This is a genomic window from bacterium, assembly GCA_021372535.1.
In the GTDB taxonomy this organism is placed as follows: Bacteria; Latescibacterota; Latescibacteria; order Latescibacterales; family Latescibacteraceae; genus JAFGMP01.
This window is the reverse complement of record JAJFUH010000002.1, coordinates 1-19,302: the sequence shown is the minus strand read 5'-3', so window position 1 is coordinate 19,302 and position 19,302 is coordinate 1. Positions and strand designations below refer to the sequence as shown.

At 52.0% G+C, this 19,302-nt stretch carries 14 protein-coding genes; 4 read left to right on the top strand and 10 right to left on the bottom strand.

The window, feature by feature from the left end; all coding sequences use genetic code 11:
• The coding region (locus tag LLG96_00150) for a cache domain-containing protein (GenBank protein ID MCE5248606.1) at positions 1-2,041 on the bottom strand (2,041 nt) is incomplete at its 3' end.
• 478 nt (positions 2,042-2,519) lie between these two features.
• On the opposite strand from LLG96_00150, the gene LLG96_00145 reads away from it, so the two are divergent.
• The 4 genes from LLG96_00145 to LLG96_00130 all read left to right on the top strand — a co-directional run bounded on the left by LLG96_00145 (position 2,520) and on the right by LLG96_00130 (position 7,462).
• A complete protein-coding gene (locus tag LLG96_00145) occupies positions 2,520-3,740 on the top strand; it encodes a M28 family metallopeptidase (protein ID MCE5248605.1) in 1,221 nt (406 codons plus the stop codon).
• A 111-nt stretch (positions 3,741-3,851) separates the two neighbouring features.
• Positions 3,852-5,468 (top strand): glycosyltransferase family 39 protein, encoded by a 1,617-nt coding sequence (locus LLG96_00140; protein MCE5248604.1) that lies wholly within the window; start codon positions 3,852-3,854, stop codon positions 5,466-5,468.
• A 301-nt stretch (positions 5,469-5,769) separates the two neighbouring features.
• A complete protein-coding gene (locus tag LLG96_00135) occupies positions 5,770-6,843 on the top strand; it encodes a DUF2961 domain-containing protein (protein ID MCE5248603.1) in 1,074 nt (357 codons plus the stop codon).
• Between the two features lie 88 nt (positions 6,844-6,931).
• Entirely contained in the window at positions 6,932-7,462 is a 531-nt protein-coding gene (locus LLG96_00130; GenBank protein ID MCE5248602.1) for a porin family protein, read from the top strand.
• Between the two features lie 321 nt (positions 7,463-7,783).
• Here LLG96_00130 and LLG96_00125 read toward each other — a convergent pair whose 3' ends face one another.
• The 9 genes from LLG96_00125 to LLG96_00085 all read right to left on the bottom strand — a co-directional run bounded on the left by LLG96_00125 (position 7,784) and on the right by LLG96_00085 (position 19,093).
• Positions 7,784-8,197, bottom strand: coding sequence for a VOC family protein (locus LLG96_00125; protein MCE5248601.1), 414 nt, complete (start codon positions 8,195-8,197; stop codon positions 7,784-7,786).
• Between the two features lie 39 nt (positions 8,198-8,236).
• Positions 8,237-8,584 carry a GIY-YIG nuclease family protein gene (locus LLG96_00120; protein MCE5248600.1) on the bottom strand — a complete coding sequence of 116 codons (348 nt, stop codon included), beginning with the start codon at positions 8,582-8,584 and terminating at the stop codon, positions 8,237-8,239.
• Between the two features lie 92 nt (positions 8,585-8,676).
• Positions 8,677-11,919, bottom strand: a complete 3,243-nt coding sequence (locus tag LLG96_00115) for a heparinase II/III family protein (protein MCE5248599.1) — start codon at positions 11,917-11,919, stop codon at positions 8,677-8,679.
• 269 nt (positions 11,920-12,188) lie between these two features.
• Positions 12,189-14,156 (bottom strand): hypothetical protein, encoded by a 1,968-nt coding sequence (locus LLG96_00110; GenBank protein ID MCE5248598.1) that lies wholly within the window; start codon positions 14,154-14,156, stop codon positions 12,189-12,191.
• A 235-nt stretch (positions 14,157-14,391) separates the two neighbouring features.
• Positions 14,392-15,435 (bottom strand): glycoside hydrolase family 5 protein, encoded by a 1,044-nt coding sequence (locus LLG96_00105; protein ID MCE5248597.1) that lies wholly within the window; start codon positions 15,433-15,435, stop codon positions 14,392-14,394.
• 658 nt (positions 15,436-16,093) lie between these two features.
• Positions 16,094-16,567 (bottom strand): Cys-tRNA(Pro) deacylase, encoded by a 474-nt coding sequence (ybaK, locus tag LLG96_00100; GenBank protein ID MCE5248596.1) that lies wholly within the window; start codon positions 16,565-16,567, stop codon positions 16,094-16,096.
• Positions 16,568-16,651: 84 nt separating this feature from the next.
• Entirely contained in the window at positions 16,652-17,266 is a 615-nt protein-coding gene (locus tag LLG96_00095; protein ID MCE5248595.1) for a GyrI-like domain-containing protein, read from the bottom strand.
• Between the two features lie 54 nt (positions 17,267-17,320).
• Positions 17,321-17,605, bottom strand: a complete 285-nt coding sequence (locus tag LLG96_00090) for a class I SAM-dependent methyltransferase (GenBank protein ID MCE5248594.1) — start codon at positions 17,603-17,605, stop codon at positions 17,321-17,323.
• Positions 17,606-17,737: 132 nt separating this feature from the next.
• Positions 17,738-19,093: a DUF4861 domain-containing protein gene (locus tag LLG96_00085; protein ID MCE5248593.1), complete on the bottom strand. Its 1,356-nt coding sequence runs from the start codon at positions 19,091-19,093 to the stop codon at positions 17,738-17,740.
• Between the last annotated feature and the right edge of the window lie 209 nt (positions 19,094-19,302).

Genomic DNA, 19,302 nt, shown 5'->3' with positions numbered 1-19,302 from the left:
GGAGCTGTTCTTCGAGGAGTTTCCGCTCGGTAATATCCTGTATGAAGCCGGTGACCTTTATCGGAACGCCGTTTTCATCCCTCACCAGTTCCGCCAGAGAATGGACGATCACTGTCCTGCCGTCATCTTTTCGGTATGCTTCATATTGCAGATCATACACTTTATTCTCTTTAATGAGATTTTCAAGGGCTTTATAAACATCAGGCTCATTCGGAATATTGGCTTTCATTGCCTGCAAAGGTATATATTCATCGGCCGGCTGTAATCCAAAAATCCTCATTGCTTCTTCGGACCCCAAGAATGTATTCGTTTCAATATCATATTCCCAGTTTCCCAGTTTGGCTGCTATCTGGGTTTTTTTGAGACGCTCCTCACTTTCACGCAGATCAATTTCGGCTTTTCTGCGATCGGTGATATCGCGGTAATTGCCTAGAATCCCCTTGACATGGGGATTGTCCATCAGGTTGACCGCGGTCAATTCAATGTATTTATATGATCTATCCTTGCAGAGATACCGGAACTGCATCGTTTTAGTAAGTTCCGGCTGGTGGAGTAATTCCGAAAACTGTTGTTTCACGTACTCCGTATCATTCGGGTGTATGACTCTTAAACCATCTGTTCCGACCAGTTCCTCGGGAGTCCATCCGAAATGAACGAATATATTGGGGCTTTTATACTGTATGATGAAGTTTTTGTCCATGATGACGATAACGTCGGATATATTGGAAATTAGTGTCCGGAATTTCTCTTCGCTTTCACGCAGGTCATTTTCGGCTTTTATTCTCTGGCCGATCATATGGTTCGCCGAGCGTGCGAGCTGTTTGAATTCCCGAAAATTGAACTTGTCTTCCTCAATTTCGATGGATTTTGTCGCGGCGGTCGAAAAGAATGTAAAAAAAATATCGAAGTTATTACGGATAGTGACTGAAGAAATCTTTGAAATACCATAAATCACCACAATCAGTAAGACTATGATAAAGAGTATTTTATCGACATCGTTTTTAATCCTGGCCAGCAGCTCGGATCGCTGTTCTGCTATTACCTTATCTATATCGTCAACATAAACACCGGTGCCGATCATCCATTCCCAGTCAGGTATTCCCTTGATAAATGAAATTTTCGGAGAGAGTGTGCCGGTGGCCGGTTTGTTCCATACATAATGAATATAATCGCCACTGGGTTTCATCGCTGCATTCCGCTGCTCCTGGATGATTTTGATTCTGGTTATATCTATGGTATCCGGCAATGCTACTCCGATGAGTTCTTTCTGCATGTCATTCGCCAGAGTGATGCCATCGAAAGAGGCGATAAAAAAGTATCCGTTATTCCCGAATCGTATTTTTGAAACCCGCTGTAGAATTTCTTTTTGTATGTCGTTCTCCACATCGTCGAGATATTCCCCGGTTCCGATAAAAAAGTTGAGGGGTTCGAAATATTTTATAAAGGCGATTTTAGGGAAATCGTTGCCTTTTTTGTTCGGTTTTGTCCAAGTATACTGATAGAATCCTTCACCTCTTGCTTTAATTATTCCTATCATGTCGCGGATAATATAGTTGCCTTGAGTGTCCTTCATATCGAGCAGGTTTCTGCCTTCCATTTCCGGTCTGTCGGCAAACAGCACTTCGATTCCGTTCATCGATGTGGCAAAGTAATATCCCCTCCCGTTATTGAATCGTATATCGCGGAGTGCATCTTTGATCATTTTCTCGATTTCTGCGTTCGTTTTTTTCCCGGCATTCTCATTATAAATATGCTCGGCAATGATGTGTGCTTCGAGAACCCGTTCCCTGATGGTTTGTTTCAGCCTGTTTTCAGTCTGGGACCTCATGTAGGTGATATAATCTAAAACCTTGTCCACTTCGTTCTTGATCATCAGTTTCTGTGTTTCGGTATAAGTTTTCCGCAGGTTTTCGGATTCTTTTTTGAATAAGGTGTATTCCTGTGAAATCCAGAAATACCCCAGAATGACAATAGGAATAATGGTAACCAATACCATATTAACAAGATTATTATAGACTATGCTGTCGTTTTTATGCTTCATAAGATCTGCCTTTACAGTGAAACATTATCCTGACAAAATTCGGAGTGGTCTGCGGAAAGAGAGTTTATAAAAAACTGCTGTAAATACTCGCAAAAAATAGGCCAAAATAGATATTTCGGAGAATAAACACTATCATATTGTTAATAATCAATATATAACTGATGTATTATTGTTCATTGCCCGGCGTTTTGTCATAAAACCGTCATAAAATGACAAACTGCTTACTATTAAATTTAAACACTATGAATAAAAAAAAGTTTCAATATTATACAATTATGAGTGGGCTATGTTCCCGGCAGCGAGTGAATTTTTACCTTAAACGGCGGCCTAGGTGTTTTTGTCTTGATTGCAGGGTACCGGATAGTATACAATATGAGTATGGCGGCTCACGGATTATCTGTTCCGGTCGCTTTTCTGTGCGGAGAGTGTTCCATGTTTCAGCAGCAGATATCACATTCAGGACAGAGAGGATACTATCATGATACGGCGCGAGTTTCTGCGGTATACATCACGGACAGCTCTTGCTACATTTTTGACTCAGGCTTGGTCGTGTTCCGGTTCTAAAAACACCCGGCGCCTTGTCGATACACCCGAAAAACGGGCTCAATACCTGAAAAACATGCTCGGGCGGCTCTGCACCGACATCGGACCACACACGACAGGCACCCCGGAAATGGAAAGAGCCGCGACGATTATACGGGATGAGCTGAAAGCCGGTATTCCCCTGACCGATTTCGACCGTTATACTTTCGAGAAATGGGAGCTTGTCGGGAAACCGGAGTTTTTCGTGGGCGAGACGAGCCTCGAAGCCGTCCCCCGTCACGGCTGCGCGGGCACGTCTCCCGAGGGTATCTATGGTATCATCAGGAGGACCGAGGCTGGCGGATATGTGATTGCTGACGAGGTATCCGGTAAAATTATTGCTACTATCGCAGTGAGCCCATATGGTCGTGCCATTCCAGGATTTGCGTCCGTGGGGTCGCTGACAGGTTTCGGCATCGGGAAGCAGGATATCCCCGTTCTCGACTCTGCGGCAGCGGATAAAACTCCGGTCCGCGCTGTCGCCCAGGTCAGATTTGTTCCCGGCATGCCCGGCTGCAACGTTGCAGCGACTATTCCCGGAACGAGCAGCGATGAAATCCTGTTCCTTGCCCATGCCGATACCGTTTACACCAGCCCCGGCGCCAACGACAACACCGCCTCGGCGCTTGTCATGATCATGATGGCCCATGCCTTTTCAGGAACGAAACCGAAACACACCCTCACCTTTGTTGCCACGGATGGCGAGGAGTACGGTCTCCTTGGCGCCAGACACTACGCGGAGCGCCGCAGGCAGGAGGGCACGCTCGGTAACATAAAATTCATCACGAACTTCGATTCGCTCACCTATGGCCCCAACCTGTGGGTTACCTCGCTCGACAGTGAGCTCAGGGAGATGCTCCGTACAATCAATGAAGACCTGAAAATCAACGGGACGCCCCGGTTTTCGGACGAGGATGGCTATATCCTTGACAATGCGCCGTTCCGCGATTCGGGAGCACGTGCGGTCAACATGAACAGCCGCGGCTACGACGACCTGACGCTTCCGGTCTACCACCGTCCCGAGGACACCGCCGAAACCGTCCACGAGGACTGTGTGGAGAACTCGTTTCTCGTGTTCACGGAGTACATCCGGCGTCTCGAAGCGATGAAAGGATAATCGGTCGAAAATATATTCTCAAAATACCCTTGCCAATTTAACCTCGATCCATTATCAATGATATAACCGGTTTATGTCAGTAAAACACGGTAATATCACCCGGCCTGTCTGATGAAGAGAAGAAAATCGAAAGCCGTTCATACGGTTCATCCCTCACGGAACGCAACCGTCGCGCCTTCTGAATTACCCGGCGGCGCTGACAGATCGATCTTTCCTGTCGTGTTTGTTGCCGGCGCCTATACGGTGGTCATGCTCGTCCTGTCGCTCACCTATCACCGTATCGGCGGGTACGAGGTCGAGACCGATTTTTATGCCGATTTTGCATTCAATACCAAAAAACTGCTCGCCGGGGATATATCGCTCGATAATTTCGGATTCAAAGGCCCGCTCTACTATATTCTTCTCGCGCTCTTCAGGCTCATGTTCGGCGAATATTTCCGCGCCGGTCTCATCCTGAATGTCCTTGCGGCCGGGGGGAGCATCTGGGTGATGCTTCTCGTCATGCGCCGTCTCTTCGGAACACGGGAAGCCGTTCTCACCACCATTTTCACTATCTCGACCTTCGCGTTTTTACTTTACACTTTCAGTGTTGGAACCGACATGGTATCGGTTCTCTTTTCGTTTCTCGCCGTGTATTTCCTGCTTGCCCGGGAGCGCAGCACCGCCTCCCTTGTGCTTGCGGGTCTGTTTGCGTGTCTGGCATATCTGACCCGTAACAATACCGTTTTCCTCTATCCTGCCGGGCTTCTCAGCATTATCCTCATGGATTTTCGCGGGAAGGGAATAAAAACAACCGGTAAAAACGCCGGTCTCTTTATGGGGTCTTCAATTCTGTTCGGCCTTCCGTGGTACATACCCAACTGGATTTTAAAAGGCACCCCCATTGACCGGTCCGGCCTGTATGTTTTAAAACTCCAGTATACCCATATTCCAAAGGAACAGCTTGAAACGGTCAACAGCTTTACCGGTCTCATACGGCTCGATCCCCTGTTTTTCTTTAAGAATACAGGCATAAACGCATACACATATTTTATTCAGGATATCCGTGAGCTCATCGGATTGCCGTTCGGTATTCTCATTATTGCTGGGGCAGCCGTTCTCGTCGTCCTTCTGATAAAAAAACGTCTCTGCTTTACCGGTGCGCAGTGGGCGTTTTTCTCGTTTCCCCTTTTCCATTTTGCCGCGCTGGCCCTCATTCATTACAATATTCGGTTCGCTTTTTTCAGAATCCCTTTTTATGCGATTCTCCTGTTCGTTCCCCTTATGTACCTCATAAAACGGGCCGATAAACGGCAGGGGAGGTTTCGAAAAAGCAGCGTGCTCTTTGCCGTCGCCCTTGTTCTGGTTATCCTGAAATTCTATCAGGGCTATCTGGATATCAAAACCCATTACAGCGTCGTTCATGATCCGGTGGAAATTTTTGGTGCCGCCCGTATCGTAAAAGCCTATAACTTCGACAGCAGCTGTGGAATTATCGCGCGGCGACCGCATCTCTGTTATTATTCGGGTCTCCGGTTCATCATGTTTCCCACTAATCTGGAATATTTTGAGGATCTTTTTGAGTTCGCATACAATGAAAAGGCGCGGTTTTTCTGGGTCGATGATCTTGTTGTAAGAACATGCCCGACAATTAAATTCATGGTTGAAAAGATACAGAAATATCCGGGATATACACCGGTTTTTGCATGCCCGTACGGAGTTCTCTATCTCATCGACAATGTCAACTGAATGATTGAAGCTTGAGGGATAAAGAGACAAAGAGACTGATAGACTTTCCTGACACCGGAACTGCTTTTCAATACCGGGAGTGATCCCCCTCCGCTTGTTTTTTCCCGTATTCTCTGCAAATCATTTGATGTTGTTTTATGAAAATACGTGTTGTATTATACCGTAACGAATACACCGTCAGTCATACATGCTCAACAAGGGAGGTATCTGTATGAAAAAGTATTATGCTGCCGTGGTTTTTACTCTGGCTGTGATTGTTTTTGCCGGCAGCCTGTTTGCGGAGGAGTTCAACGGCCTCAACATGAATCTCGGCAATCTGGCGCGGCTTTCGAAAGCCAGGACGCGCTCCATCAGCCCGGAAAACCTGACCGGCGAAAAAGGAAAAGCCGGCATGGCGAAAGTCGGCGATGGCACCGCTTCCAACGCGGCCCGCGACCTCGGCCAGGGCTGGAAAGTCAATCCCTATATCCATATCAAGCCGAGTGAAACCTTCACCCTTGGCGAAATACAGGGCCCCGGCGCCATTCAGCAGATATGGATGACACCCGCGGGCACCTGGCGGTACATGATCCTGCGCTTCTACTGGGATGGCGAGAAGGAGCCCTCGGTCGAGTGCCCGGTCGGCGACTTTTTTGCCTGCGGCTGGGGCAAGTACGCTCAGGTATCGTCCCTGCCGATCTGCGTCAATCCCGGCAGCGCGTTCAACTGCTACTGGGAGATGCCCTTCCGGAAGTCGGCGAAAATCACCATGGAGAACATCGGCGAAAACCAGTGCACCCTCTACTACCAGATAAATTACACGCTCACCGATGTTCCTCAGGACGCCGCATACTTCCATGCCCAGTTCAGGCGCACCAATCCCCTGCCCTATAAGGATGTCTATACGATCGTGGACAGTATAAAAGGCTGGGGCCAGTATGTGGGAACCTACATGTGCTGGAGTGTGAACAACGACGGCTGGTGGGGCGAAGGCGAGATCAAGTTCTTCATGGACGGCGACACTGCGTTCCCGACCATCTGCGGCACCGGCACCGAGGATTATTTCTGCGGTTCATACTGCTTCATTGCCAAAGATCAGAACGGCAAGGACAATTACCGGGAATTCACGACGCCCTATACCGGCATGCCGCAGGTGATTCGTCCGGACGGTCTCTACGTGGCCAATACGCGCTTCGGTCTGTACCGGTGGCACATCATGGACCCGGTCCGGTTCGAGAAAGACCTGAAGGTTACCATCCAGGCGCTCGGCTGGCGCTCGGGGGGACGGTATCTGCCGCTCCAGGACGATATATCCTCGGTGGCGTTCTGGTACCAGACGGAGCCGCATAATCCGTTCCCGAAACTGCCGGACAAGGATTATCTCGAAATTCAGTAGACGGGTTCTTTCAGCTTTTGTAGTGAAATAAGATATGCATGATAAATTGTTACTCACACACTCAACCGTCTCAAAACGGAGGAACGGCATGAAAAAGGTACTGGTTCCGGTGCTCGTTATGATGGTGACATGTTTCTGCGCAGGTTCTGCTTTGGCCCTTCCCGGACTGTCCATGGAAGTGGGTGTCAACGTCCCCATGCCGTCCGGTGATTTTGGTGATGTTTTTAAAACCGGTATCGGCGGAAGCGCCAATGCGTTTGTCGGACTTCCCATGATGCCGCTCAAGTTCGGCGGTCATGTGGGTTACAACCGGTTTCCTTATAAAAACATTGATGACGAGAACTTTTCTATAATCGAAGTCGTTCCCTCGGCGCGGTATCAGATGGGTCTTCCGCTCGTGGGCTATGCTTTCGTACAGGCTGGCGTCGGCTTGTTCCGGTTAAGTTCGAGTATTTCCGGCGTCGATTCTGAAAACAAACTCGGATTCAATGTCGGCGCCGGTGCGGCGTTAACATTGCTTCCTTCTTTGAATATCTTTGCCATGCCTTCGTACACGTGGATCGACAACGAGGATACAAGCACCACATACATCACACTCACCGTCGGGCTTTCATTCTGAGAAATCGGTGGAACACGGGTAGACTCCATTATTATCCTGAAACGCTCGACTGTGATAAACTGTGCGGTAAACCCGGAAATGAAATCAGGGTGACATGTATGTCGTCACCCTGATTTTTTTGTATCTGATTGCCTGTGACCTGCGAAATTATCCATATCATCAGGCATAAAACCGAAAAACAGATGATTTTCACGGTATAGTGTCATTCCCGTGAAAACGGGAATCCATCATGTCTCTGTGTGCCGTTGTGTTTTTACGGTTCAGTATTTTCGGAAATAATCCCGATTAAAAAAGCGCGTTCGGGAATATCGAATCTTTTACTCAGGCATTTCCCGCCCTCGTGTTCAACGACCCGATTTCAATGAGGTTTCCCTCGGGATCGGCGACCATCGATGAACGCATGCCCCATGGCTCGTCGCGCGGCCCGTAGACCGGCGTCGCTCCGGCTCCGGTAATGCGCCGGAACTCGTTATCGACATCCCCGGACAATGGCAGCATGATCGCAAGCTCGAACGTTCCGTTGAGTCCGGTCGTATATGAGGGTGTCTGCCCGAGCAGCTCCGGCAGCATCCTGCGCTCGTACATCGCGAAACGGATTCCTTCATGGTTGAATTCCGCATAGGGCCCCTTGCCGTCCCATTCGATTTCGAGGCCGAGCACATCGCGGTAAAAAGCGACCATTTTCCGAAGATCGTTTACGAACAATCCCACCATATTGAACCGGGTTGCCATCATTTGTCCTTTCTCTGAAAACGGTTGCCGGCATCATCACCGTCATTTTTTCGCTGTGTTGTATCCTTTCTCGCCGTATGGCTGTAATTTATCCAGAATCATGTCCTCGAGCACCTTCAGCTCACCCACATAATCGTGGTTCGGATCATCGACAGGGTCAAGCGTCTCGACCACCTCGAAGGAGAAATTATTAGCCCCGTATTTTTTATAGTCTTCCTGGAGCTCTGCGTTACCGTGCGAACCCATATCGATAAACCTGTTTCTGGCGGCGGGAAGGTTTACACTGCTGCCGACAAGAACCTTTCCGGTTGCGAGGTTGCGAATTAGATATACTCCCATAGGCTGGTGTGTATTTTTATACTCCCTTTTCAGTTCCGCTCGTTTATCCATTTTTTCCTCTTTGTATTATAGTCGCGTTGAATATTAATTTTCATCATACATACATACATACAACCATACAACCATAAACCACTTACTACAAACTATAAACCATAAACCATGAACTTTGTCCGCCCTTCTGTCAGCCTGACCGTAACCGTCTTTGCCTCTTTGTCATAGCTCCAGCTCCCGATCTGGTTGCCGCGGTCGAGTATGCTGAGCACTTTTTCCGGCGCGCGGGGCATGCTTATGACAATATCCGTTTCCCCGGAAGTATCCGCCTCGAATGTCGTCCCTGCGGATTCGCGTTCCATTGCCACTGTTGCCGGCAGGGTCGCCGTAAGGGTGAACGGCTGCTTTCCGCCGCGCGAAAACCGGGTGCCCTGTACGAGGAGAAGCTTCTTTATCTGCCCTGCCCTGTCCGTGGTTATGGCGAACCGGTTCGCTTCGGCTTCGAATCCTTCGGGAACCAGAGTACCGGCGGAACCATCGTTCCTGAAGAACGCCATCGTCGTCTCACCGTGTGTCTCGACACGACCTCCGATCCAGTCGTCGCCCTCCAGGAGCTCCGATTTCGTTTTCTCCGGTGTACCGGACGACGATGTCGCGAGCACTGCAAGAAATGAGGTTTCGGTCACTCCCGGCGCGCTCATGAGGGTTATGAAGCTCTCGTCGCGGTCGGAATTCGTGATCGAATGCGAGACTATCTCCGGGTAGAGCACATCCATGGTGAGGCTCGCCTGAGGCCGCGTGATGGTCATGGTGCTGCCCGAATACGCAATGGAGCTCTTGCCGTTCGTATGCTCGGCGTGGAACAGCCAGCCGTATTCGTGGCCCCTGTCGCTCTTTAAACGGTCGAACAGGAACACGACGCCGGGTTTCATGTACAGGAGCGACCGGGTATAAGCCGAAACCGCGCCTTTATAAACGCAGGTAAGGTCTCCCTCGGCCTCGTCGGCGATGTCACCGGCAAAATGACGGGTCATCCGCGGGTAATCACGGAGCGCTGCAATGCCGTTTTCATAGTCCCCGGCGGCCTGGCTTTCGGGGTTTCTGTCGACGAGCATCACGTTGTGGCCGACCGCCTGTGTGTAGTAGCAGGGATAGTAGAGATTCGCATAATAATCGCTGCCGTGGCCCGCATCGCTCAGGAGTTCCTCGCCGTTGGTCATGAGCACGAAGGTTCCCTGGTCGAGATGATAGTGGTTGGAATTCGGCCCGCACTTGAAGATCATTATGCTGCCCGTGTCCTTCCAGTCGGAGCGCATGACCATGTTCCCCTTGCCCTCGAAGAATTTCGAGGTCGGCAGCTCGTTCCTCATGCGTGGCTTGATTCCGTCCGTGTACCACAGATAGCCGAGATAGCCTCCCCTGCCTGAGTCGAGATACGGTTTCACATACGCGTAGGTCCAGGGGTCGTTGAGACGGTAGCTCAGCCAGAGAAACGGCGGCCCGGTCATGGAGTAGGTATGCGAAACATCGCCGAAATCCTGGTACCTTCCGCTCGAATGAGTCGCGTAGAGCGGGTACACGTAGAACTCCTTCATATTCGTCGTGGTCGTGTAATCGATCCCGAAATTGCGCTCGAACGCGAAGAGCGTCTCCACAAGGTCACGGGTCGCCATTTCCTGGTATGTGTACGGTTCTCCGTAGCTGCCCCCGGGGAAATAGGTACGGTCCATGAATACCCTGAGCTTGGTCAGAATGCCGGTCAGGTACGGTTCGAGGTACGGGTTCGCCGGATCGTCCCCATAGACCGCCGCGGCGGCAAGCCCGATGCCGGAATAGGTAACCGCGAGGTGGTTCGAAAGGTTCGATGGCATGGTATTGACCACCGCGTCGCGCCAGGCGTGACGGAACGCCTTGTCCGTGAGCGCATCCCGCACTGCCTTCCGCTCTTCATCGGACATCAGCGGGAAAAGGAAATCATACCCGATGGCGACCGATTTGGCCACATACCCGACCGGGTAATAAGTATGGTGACCGTGCGCCTCCATCCACGGGTTGTTCCAGACCTTGAAGGAACAGAGCTTGAGAAGCGCCTCTTTTGCCTTGAGTCCCGCCTCTTTGTCGCCGGTGAACGCAAAGCGCCAGGCCCCCGAAGTGATAATCCCCTGAAGCCGCGACATGGGGCCGCGCCACCGGTCGTAATCGTATTCCCACCGCGAATACGGCCCGCCGGAGAGCGACTCCTCGGGAAGATTCTCGCCCTCCCTGATGTTGTCGAGTTTTATATCCGCGAAGTTCGCTTTCCCGCCGAGTGCATTCCGGAGAATGTTTTTAGCCGTCGGCGATTCTTCGTGGGCCATACGGTCGGCGAGCTCATCCGCGCTGAAATAGAGACGCGGGTGATTATCCGCCGTCAGTCGTGCTCCCGGCATGAGAAACCGGAATCCCCAGCGTACTTCGCCGCCCTGCTGGTCCGTACCGGTCAGGTTGAGCGTCCACTGCCCCCGTGCATCACGGTCGGTTATGACATAGAGCGCTTCGTTCGTCCAGAGACCGTCCGCAGTTGCCGTATCCCCGTGGCTCCCGTTGTCGTAAAGCGGGACAGACGAGGCTGCCGGTTTGCCTTCCGGGTCCAGGATATCGCAAACGACCTTTACGAGTCCCGGCCTGTCTTCCGCATAAGCGCTCAGACCGATGGTATCACCGTAGAAATAGTGATGGTTAAGGAAGGATATGCCGAACTCCTCGAGGGTGGTCGATTCGGGTTCTTTTGTGATGAAGCGCCGCTGACGCTCCCCATTGAGCTTGAAGTCATCCATGAGGATAGTGTAACTCATGAGATGGGAGACAAGGGGATAGAACGCCTTGATAGTGACAGCCTGCACGTGTTCCCCTTTATCGAGACTCCCACCGTCGCCGAGGGTGAATTTCCGCACGGGGATGTTGTAATCTTCCCAGCGGTTCGCCACGGGCGACTCTATCGTGTACACATACCGGCGGCCATCGAACAGACCGAGCGATACCTCGAGTGTTTCCGGACTTCGGTCGCTCATGAGGAAAAGGGCAAACTGGACATGAGTGTCCCCGGTTGTCCAGATATCCAGCCGTCTGGTGAATCCTTCCGACAGATCGAGGGCGTCGGTCGGCTTCACGATCCGCGCGATGGCGCAGCTGCTCCCGTTACGGGCGGGCTCGCTCTGGCGCTGGGTCATAGGATCGTAGCCGATGTCCTGGGCGTACGGGTAACTTTCCCATCCGGACAGTTCCCCGGTCTCGAAGTCCCAGCTCAGGGTGCACGATATCCGGTCGACCGGCGCTTTCACCGGTTTTTCCTTCTTCCCGCACCCGGACGGTAGGATAAGTGATATCGCAATTACAAGCGGTAGCAGTGCTTTCATTATTTTTCCTCTTTCATCCTTGGAGGGCGGTTAAAAAGGCTCTTTTTCACACGCCCGGTGACGAAGTATATTGTTTGTTCGCTGTCAAGGGCATGTAAACCAGCACTACGTGTTGACTGGCGACCCCTTTGAAATCCACGATAAATTGTATTGTAATGCATTGATTATAAATAGAATATAGACCATTAAAGCCTGTGAATTCATAAGCCCGTTGAAAAGCCCCGCGGGCACTTTTCTGTAATAATCCGGGGATTCATCACCGGGTGGAATCATCTGGCAGTCGTAAGCTGCGGCGCACCGGGATAACTGTCGGAAACCGTAATATCGTCAAAATATATGCTACCCGATACCCCGCCCGAACTACTGATTACGCCGACCGTCATGTTCCTGAGTTCCCAGCCGTTTGTGAACCGGTGGAGGAAGGACATTTTCCTGTCTCCGTCGACCCACAGTTCGAAGCCCCCGTTGCCGGCGTCGGCTTTACACCGTATATCGATGCAGTGCCAGGAATCCGGCGAGACATGCGCGAGGCCGGGAATATAGCTGCTCGGGCACGGAAGCGTGAAATTCCGGCGCTTGTTGTCGTTGCATACCACATAAACGTACGGCCCGCCGTTCCCGGAGGAAAGAAATACGTCCGCGACAAGGAAGTCGACCGAATTCGTGAGGCGCATGATATGCACGGTCCTGTTATCGGGCAGGACAAAATTCCTGCTCAGCCTGAAATAGAACCGCACATAAGTGTCGTCGAGTGTTGTCACATCGTTTTTCCTGAGCGAGATCCCGTTCGTGTCTTCCACATGACACGCAATTCCGTACGTTCCTCCGTGGGCGGCATTCCGTAACACCGACAGCGTATTCCTGCCGTTCCGGGAATCTTCCTTCCATGCCGCGGCGCTCCCGCTCTCGAAATTCTCGGCAAACGACACATAATCGGGCTTCATTTCCACAGTCTGACCGTCCGATGTTCCCACTGAGGTCAATCCGACGCCGTTTACCGCTTTGACGGTGACATAGTAGGTGACCCCTCTGGTCAGCGACAGATTCGTCCTCGTTACCGTGACGCTCGTCGAACGCCCGTTGTCGATCCAGTCGATTATCTCCGCGCCACCCGGAGTTATGCCGATCCTGTACCAGTACCGCGCGATGCCCGATTCCGGATCGAGACACCGGTCCCAGTTCGCCGCAAGCCGTGTCGTATGGGGCGTATATGCAAGATCGGCTCCCGTTCCGTCCCGAACAATAGGCTTGCCGGGTGGAGTCGTATCCATCGCTGTGCTCGTCAGCCGTATCTCCCCTCTCCCGGGTACCGCTCCGTATTGCGCCATGCCTGCTGTGACGGGGACAATGCTTTCGAGATCGCCCTGGTTGACATGGCAGAATTTCCAGTTTTTCGGCACTTCGGTAAGCAGGGTAAGCGGGAAATCGTACCGGTCGGGATCGGCATCGGATGCCAATTCGAGCCGGATGAGGCTGTTCGAAGCCTCGATTACGGCGACCCGGGCGGAAATCCGCTCCTGCTCGTACTTGTGGACATCCCCGTATGTTCCTGTCCACAGCTTGTCCTTCACCGAGGCGAGATAGTCAAGAAAAGCCTCGAAATGGGATGGCTCGAATCCAAGCCATTCGAGGTACGGTCCCGTGCCGTGCGTATACATGGCTGTCCATGTCCCCTCTTCGATCGCACGGCGGGCATGCGCGATGAGGCTGTCCGCATTGTCGGGGCCTCTGTATTGAATTCCGCCGCCCCGTCCGTCGACGAGACCGTGTTTGCCGATGATATATTCGTATCCCTTGGGCCAGGAGGTTCCCCCGCCGCGGTTGAACAGGACCAGATCGCTCGATCCCGGCGGATTGAGCGACCGTATTATCCGCGCGGTCTCCCCAATCTCATAATCGGCCTCTTCCATGAAATTGGCCCCGTTGTGATCCATCGAATGGTCGCACAGCTCCATTCCCGTCCGGCTCGCGAGGCTTTCCCATGTGTCGATACCGTACCCGTAACGGGTTGTTGCGGGATTCACCCAGAACGAAGCCACGAGTCCCCGTTGTATGAGGTTGGGTATGCAGTAATCACGGTGGGACTGCATGCTGTCGTCGAATCCCATACTGTACGCGCCTTTTTTATTGTCTTTCCACGGGGCGACCGTAGTCGAGCCGACAGCGGCTGATACGGTGGAAACGATGATTGTTATGCCGCAGATTACGAGACAACACGCACTATACGCTCTTTTCATGGTTCTCTCTCCTGAGACCGGAACACGGCTATAACGGGAACGGTTCAATCATGAATTATCCCTTTTCCCCTTCTCCTGTCTTTAATCTTTCCCCTTATGCCTTATGCCTGTCATTAACGCCTTCTGCCTGTCTTTTGTATTATACCTTAGCCCCTCAGTGCCTTAGTCTCTGTCTTTTCCTCTTCTGCCTTGTGCCTTATGCCTTATGCCTGTCATTAACGCCTTCTGCCTGTCTTTATTTGACAAGCGCATCGAGAAGCGGCTGTATCCATGCCTTCTTTTCCGGATCGTACACTCCGAATCCCGTTTCCATAAGCTCCCATATCGACCAGCTCATCCCATCTTTTTCCGCGGTTTGCCTGATGAAACGGGTCCATGCGATGCGCGACTCCATGTCTGCTTTTTTATATGCGCCGAACTCACCGAGAAAGAGCGGCCGGTTGTGACGTTGTGCCCAGTCGACTGCCTTGTTGAAATCGTCGGTGACCGCCTGTTTTTCCTCCGGTGTGGCTCTCCATGTCATACCGAGCCATTCCTCGCTTCCCTTTGCGAACGATGCGCCCTGATGAGTGAAATGGTGCGGGCTGTAGTAATGGATTTCGACTATGATGTTGCGGTCGTCTTCGGGAAGCTCGAGCTCCTCGATGGCCTTGATGCCGTTCCATGCGCCCGGTCCGAGGACGAGCGTTCTGTCCGGATTCGAAGCGCGGATAATTTTCAGGGCGTCTTTCAGGAAGTAATTCCACAAATAAGGCGTCAGGTTATTATAAGGTTCGTTGAGGACACCTAAATAGACATTGTCCGGAAAGTCCTTGTAATGATCGGCCATCTGTTTCCATGTTGCCAGGAACTTATCCCTGTTGCCCATCGGATCGTCCCCCATCGCATGGTACTCGTGGTTGTCGATGATTACGGTGAATCCGCGTGAAAGCGCCTGATTGACCGTCCAGTCCACACGTTCGTAGAATGCCGGTTCGATCGTATAAGGGGGTTTGTCCGAGCAATGCGAGAACGGCCCGATGTTGATGCGGACATTGGTGAATCCCGCCTTCTTTATGAGGTCGAGTTCATCCTGTTCCATCTTTTTATCCCAGGTATCGAAGCGGTAGAGGATATTCCCGAGATTGCCTCCTCTGCCGAGACGGGCATTCTGCTTGAACGCATCGGGGGGATTACCCGCGGCGCAGACGGTTCCCGGAGCGGTGATAAACAGGGCCCCCACAAACACTGTTATCAGCACAAATCCTTTTAAAAACAGTATATTACGTTTATTCAGCATGTCAGCCCTCCTGTCCGTCGCAAAGGATTTTCTGTAATATAGGTTCGGATGGCATCCAGTGATTCGGAATTTCTGATTATGTGGTCGTACAATGACCGCTGCCATGCAAACCGGTTGACACCGATGAGATGTATTTCTTTGGATGTAGTGGTTTTAAACGCCCCGATCAGGTTCGATAAGGTTTTTATTTTATGTGGTACCAATCGTGAGGAATTGCATTGTTCCCGCAGGGACAGGTCGCGACCTGTCCCTATTTGGTGTAATATTTTATCACCTTTTATCATTTCCTCACCGGCATTCAATTCTGACTCATGACGTATAACAATTATACCGTGAACATGATCAGGCATAACGATACATGCATCCAGGCTTACATAATCATACCTTGTCTCCATATGCTTCCACTGATGTTCTATTATTCGTCCGCAGTCGTTCAGAATCATGATTCCATGGTCTACCGTCCCGAAATATTCGACATGGTTTTTCGTGCATATGGTGACGAAATAATAACCATCGCTTGCGTAATCATAGTCCCGTAACCTGTTTGATTTTCGATTGTATTTCATGTCTGTATAACCGGTGAAACGTTGCGAAACGTAGGGACAGGTCGCGACCTGTCCCAGCCGGCCCTGTTGTTTTATCACCGCTCATCATTACCTCACCGCGCGATCGCCGCCGTTTTCGCGCCGGTCATCGTTGCAAGGCTCCCCGGGGCAAGCTCGATCTGGAGTCCCCGTTTCCCGGCGCTCACATACACCGTATCGAACATATCTGCCGACACATCGACAACCGTCGGGAGACGTTTCCGCTGTCCGAGGGGGCTGATGCCGCCCACGACATACCCCGTGGCGCGCTCTGCTTCCCTGGTATCGGCCATTTCTGCTTTTCTTGCGCCAATGACAGCCGCAAAAACCTTGAGGTCGAGCTGCTTCGAGACGGGTACAATCGCGACCGCAAGACGGCTTTTCTGGCCGTCGAGCGCCACGATGAGGGTCTTGAACACACGGTCCTCGCTCACACCGAGCGCACGGGCTGCTTCTTCGCCGAACGAGGAGGCGGCGGGATTGTGCTCGTACTCGTGGAGCGTAAACGGTATCTTCGCCTTCTGTGCCGCTGTGACTGCGGGAGTCATTCTCTTTATCCTTGCTTTCCGGTCTATTCACGGTCTGCCGGTATTCCGTACATCACCCGGCGGCCGTCTCAATGCAGGATGGGCTTACATTTTCTGTTTTTTTACGCGGTACCGTATGATAGTGTAGTATTTCTCCGGGTTTCCCTTGAAAAACATCCCCGGCCCTTTTATGTATTCTTCCTCGTGGTTGCCGGTGACAGCATACCCCTGCTGCCCGATGAAATCCATGAGCCTTTTTACCGTGGGTTCTTCACTGGTATAGGGGCCGATGTGGAGAATTTCCGCCACTTCGCCGTACTCCCATGTCGCGAGCGAAACGGTTATCTCCGGCGCGTGTTTCACTTCGGGAAGCTCCGTCGTGTTTTCGGGAACCGGCAGTGCATAGACACCGGTCCATTCCGACTTCGGCGTGTCAAGGGACAACGGCCACCGGGCACGGGGTGCAGGCATATGCGGGCCCTTCGGAATCCCCTTGATTTTAAAATATGTTTTGAAAAGGGTACCGAACGCTTTCCCTCCGGCAGTATTCGGATCGCCCGTGGCTTCAACGACCAGCATTTTCTGGTTCTGCAGCTCCGTTATCCTCGGATTTTTAAGAAAGTCGAACTGCGAAAGATCAGGACCTTTCGGCATGAAAAAGAAAAACAGCACACATGCGATAATAACCAGAACAGCAGGCACAATCAGCAGTTTCTTCATAATCTACCCCCTGAATAAGAATATGCCTGTAAATCGCCTTCTTGCAGTACCGGCTCACCCCTGTTTCGCAAACGTATATGTCTTTTCCCCGCGCCTGAGCAGTGCAAACAGCCCGCCTGCGGCAATTCCGGCCAGTATGTCGGGTTCCTTCATGTGGTGGTCGCTGAATGACAGGATGCCACCAGGCTTCAGGACACGGTGAAGTTCCCGGAGCACCGCCGCAGGTTTTTCCAGGTCGTGAAACGTGTCATAAAGCAGCGCAACATCGACATCACCATCGTTAAGACCGGTTGCACAGTCGGTAAGACCGGTTTCGACGGTACGAAGCTCCCGCTTCAACGAGGACTTTTTCCGATGGGGTCATTATATCACGGATTTTAAACATGATGGACATTATTTCGAAATCAAGCCAGCTCATAATACGCCTCCTGTCGGGCGCTGCCGGATTGTCCCGAACTTTAACGGTAATTCCTATTTTGTTTCCGGCGCAAGGGATTTGACCACCACCGGATTGTTGTACTCCTTCGCGGTATCGAGCACATAGGTCTCGAATTCCTGCGCGGTTTTATTGACCGAGCCGTCGCTCCACCCCGCGGCGATGAGATATTCGTATGCCAGACTGCTGTCGTTCACCGGCAGGGAGAACGCATGAGCGCCGTAGGAATCGTCGATGTACCGGTACTCGGGCTTGTAGCTGTCCTTCATGACAAGCGCGGTGCCGATGAAGGCGACATTGAGCCGTGTCTCGAACTCGCGCTGGACATCGGGATCGAAAATGTCGACATTTTTGGCGAAGGACATGATGACTCCGCCCTTATGGTACGAGCGCTCCTCGTTCATGAGTTTCCTGATGGCGCAGCCGAATGTCGTGCCGTTCTTTTCGGGGAAGAATTTCAGAAACCGCACCATGCAGGTGGAATAGCTCTTGTCCCTGTACGCCGTGTAGAGCTGTTCGAGCTCGTACGCGCCGGAGCCGGAGCGCCAGTTCATGATGTGGACGCGGATCATGCTCCGCAGCGGGCCGTTCACCACCGTATCGAACGCATACCGGGTGTCCTGCACCTGCCCCTTCCCGCGGAACGGGCTGTACCGGGGGCGTGATACTGCGGTCGGTTTCGCCGTGTCCTCGAAGAGGCATATTCCCCCGGCGCCGAACGAATCCTCCACGGTCATGATGTCGTTGCCGTAGACAGAACCGGCGGTATATCCGGAGATGTTCGATGTGTTCTCGTGGTTCGACACGAGCATCGGCTCACGTTTGCCGTAGAGGTCGACATCGCTGAAATACCAGAGCTTCCAGCCCATGACTTTCGATTCCCACCAGGGGACGATGTGACGGCCGTAGGCGCCGATCTCGGCATGGGTCTCGTGGGCGAAGATACCCCGGTCGTTCGTGCCGATGTACACGAAAAACGTCTTCGTTTCGCGGGGCTTGAAATCGCTCATGAAGAACAGTTCGTCCCAGACACCGTCCTTGTCGAGGTCATCGAGCTGGTACGCTATATGGTGGCCGTTGGTCTCCTTGAGTGAAATGCCGCTGCCGGTCGCCTTCTTCTGATCGAGAGTCGGCTCGGGCTGCGAGGGAAGCGTCGGGTCGATCACGAAAACATCGGCCTCGTATGTGCTTGCCACCGGCGACTGAGCGCGCGTGATAACCACCGGGCAGTCCTTACGATTCATGTCGAGCGTGTTGGTCACTGTGACCCTGATGCGTTTTGTCGGCGCGAAATCCCCTTCGGTATACCAGCCCTCCGTCTGGGGGAAAACAACAGCCGTGGAAAATAAAAAGAAGACACACCATACCGGAAACATCCTTGCACAGCGCATAGACAGGCTCCCTTTCATGAATGATTGAAATCGGGGTAATTAAACCATGAATTTACTGAGAATATAGATCAGAACTGTCCGGTTAAACTACTGAGTACCTTTTATTTGCAGTAGAATATGATAGTTGCCACTCTTAACCATGGAAACTCACCCCGCGCATAACACCTTGATAAAATAGATGTTAGCGGGCGCTTCCCCTCTCTTGTGGC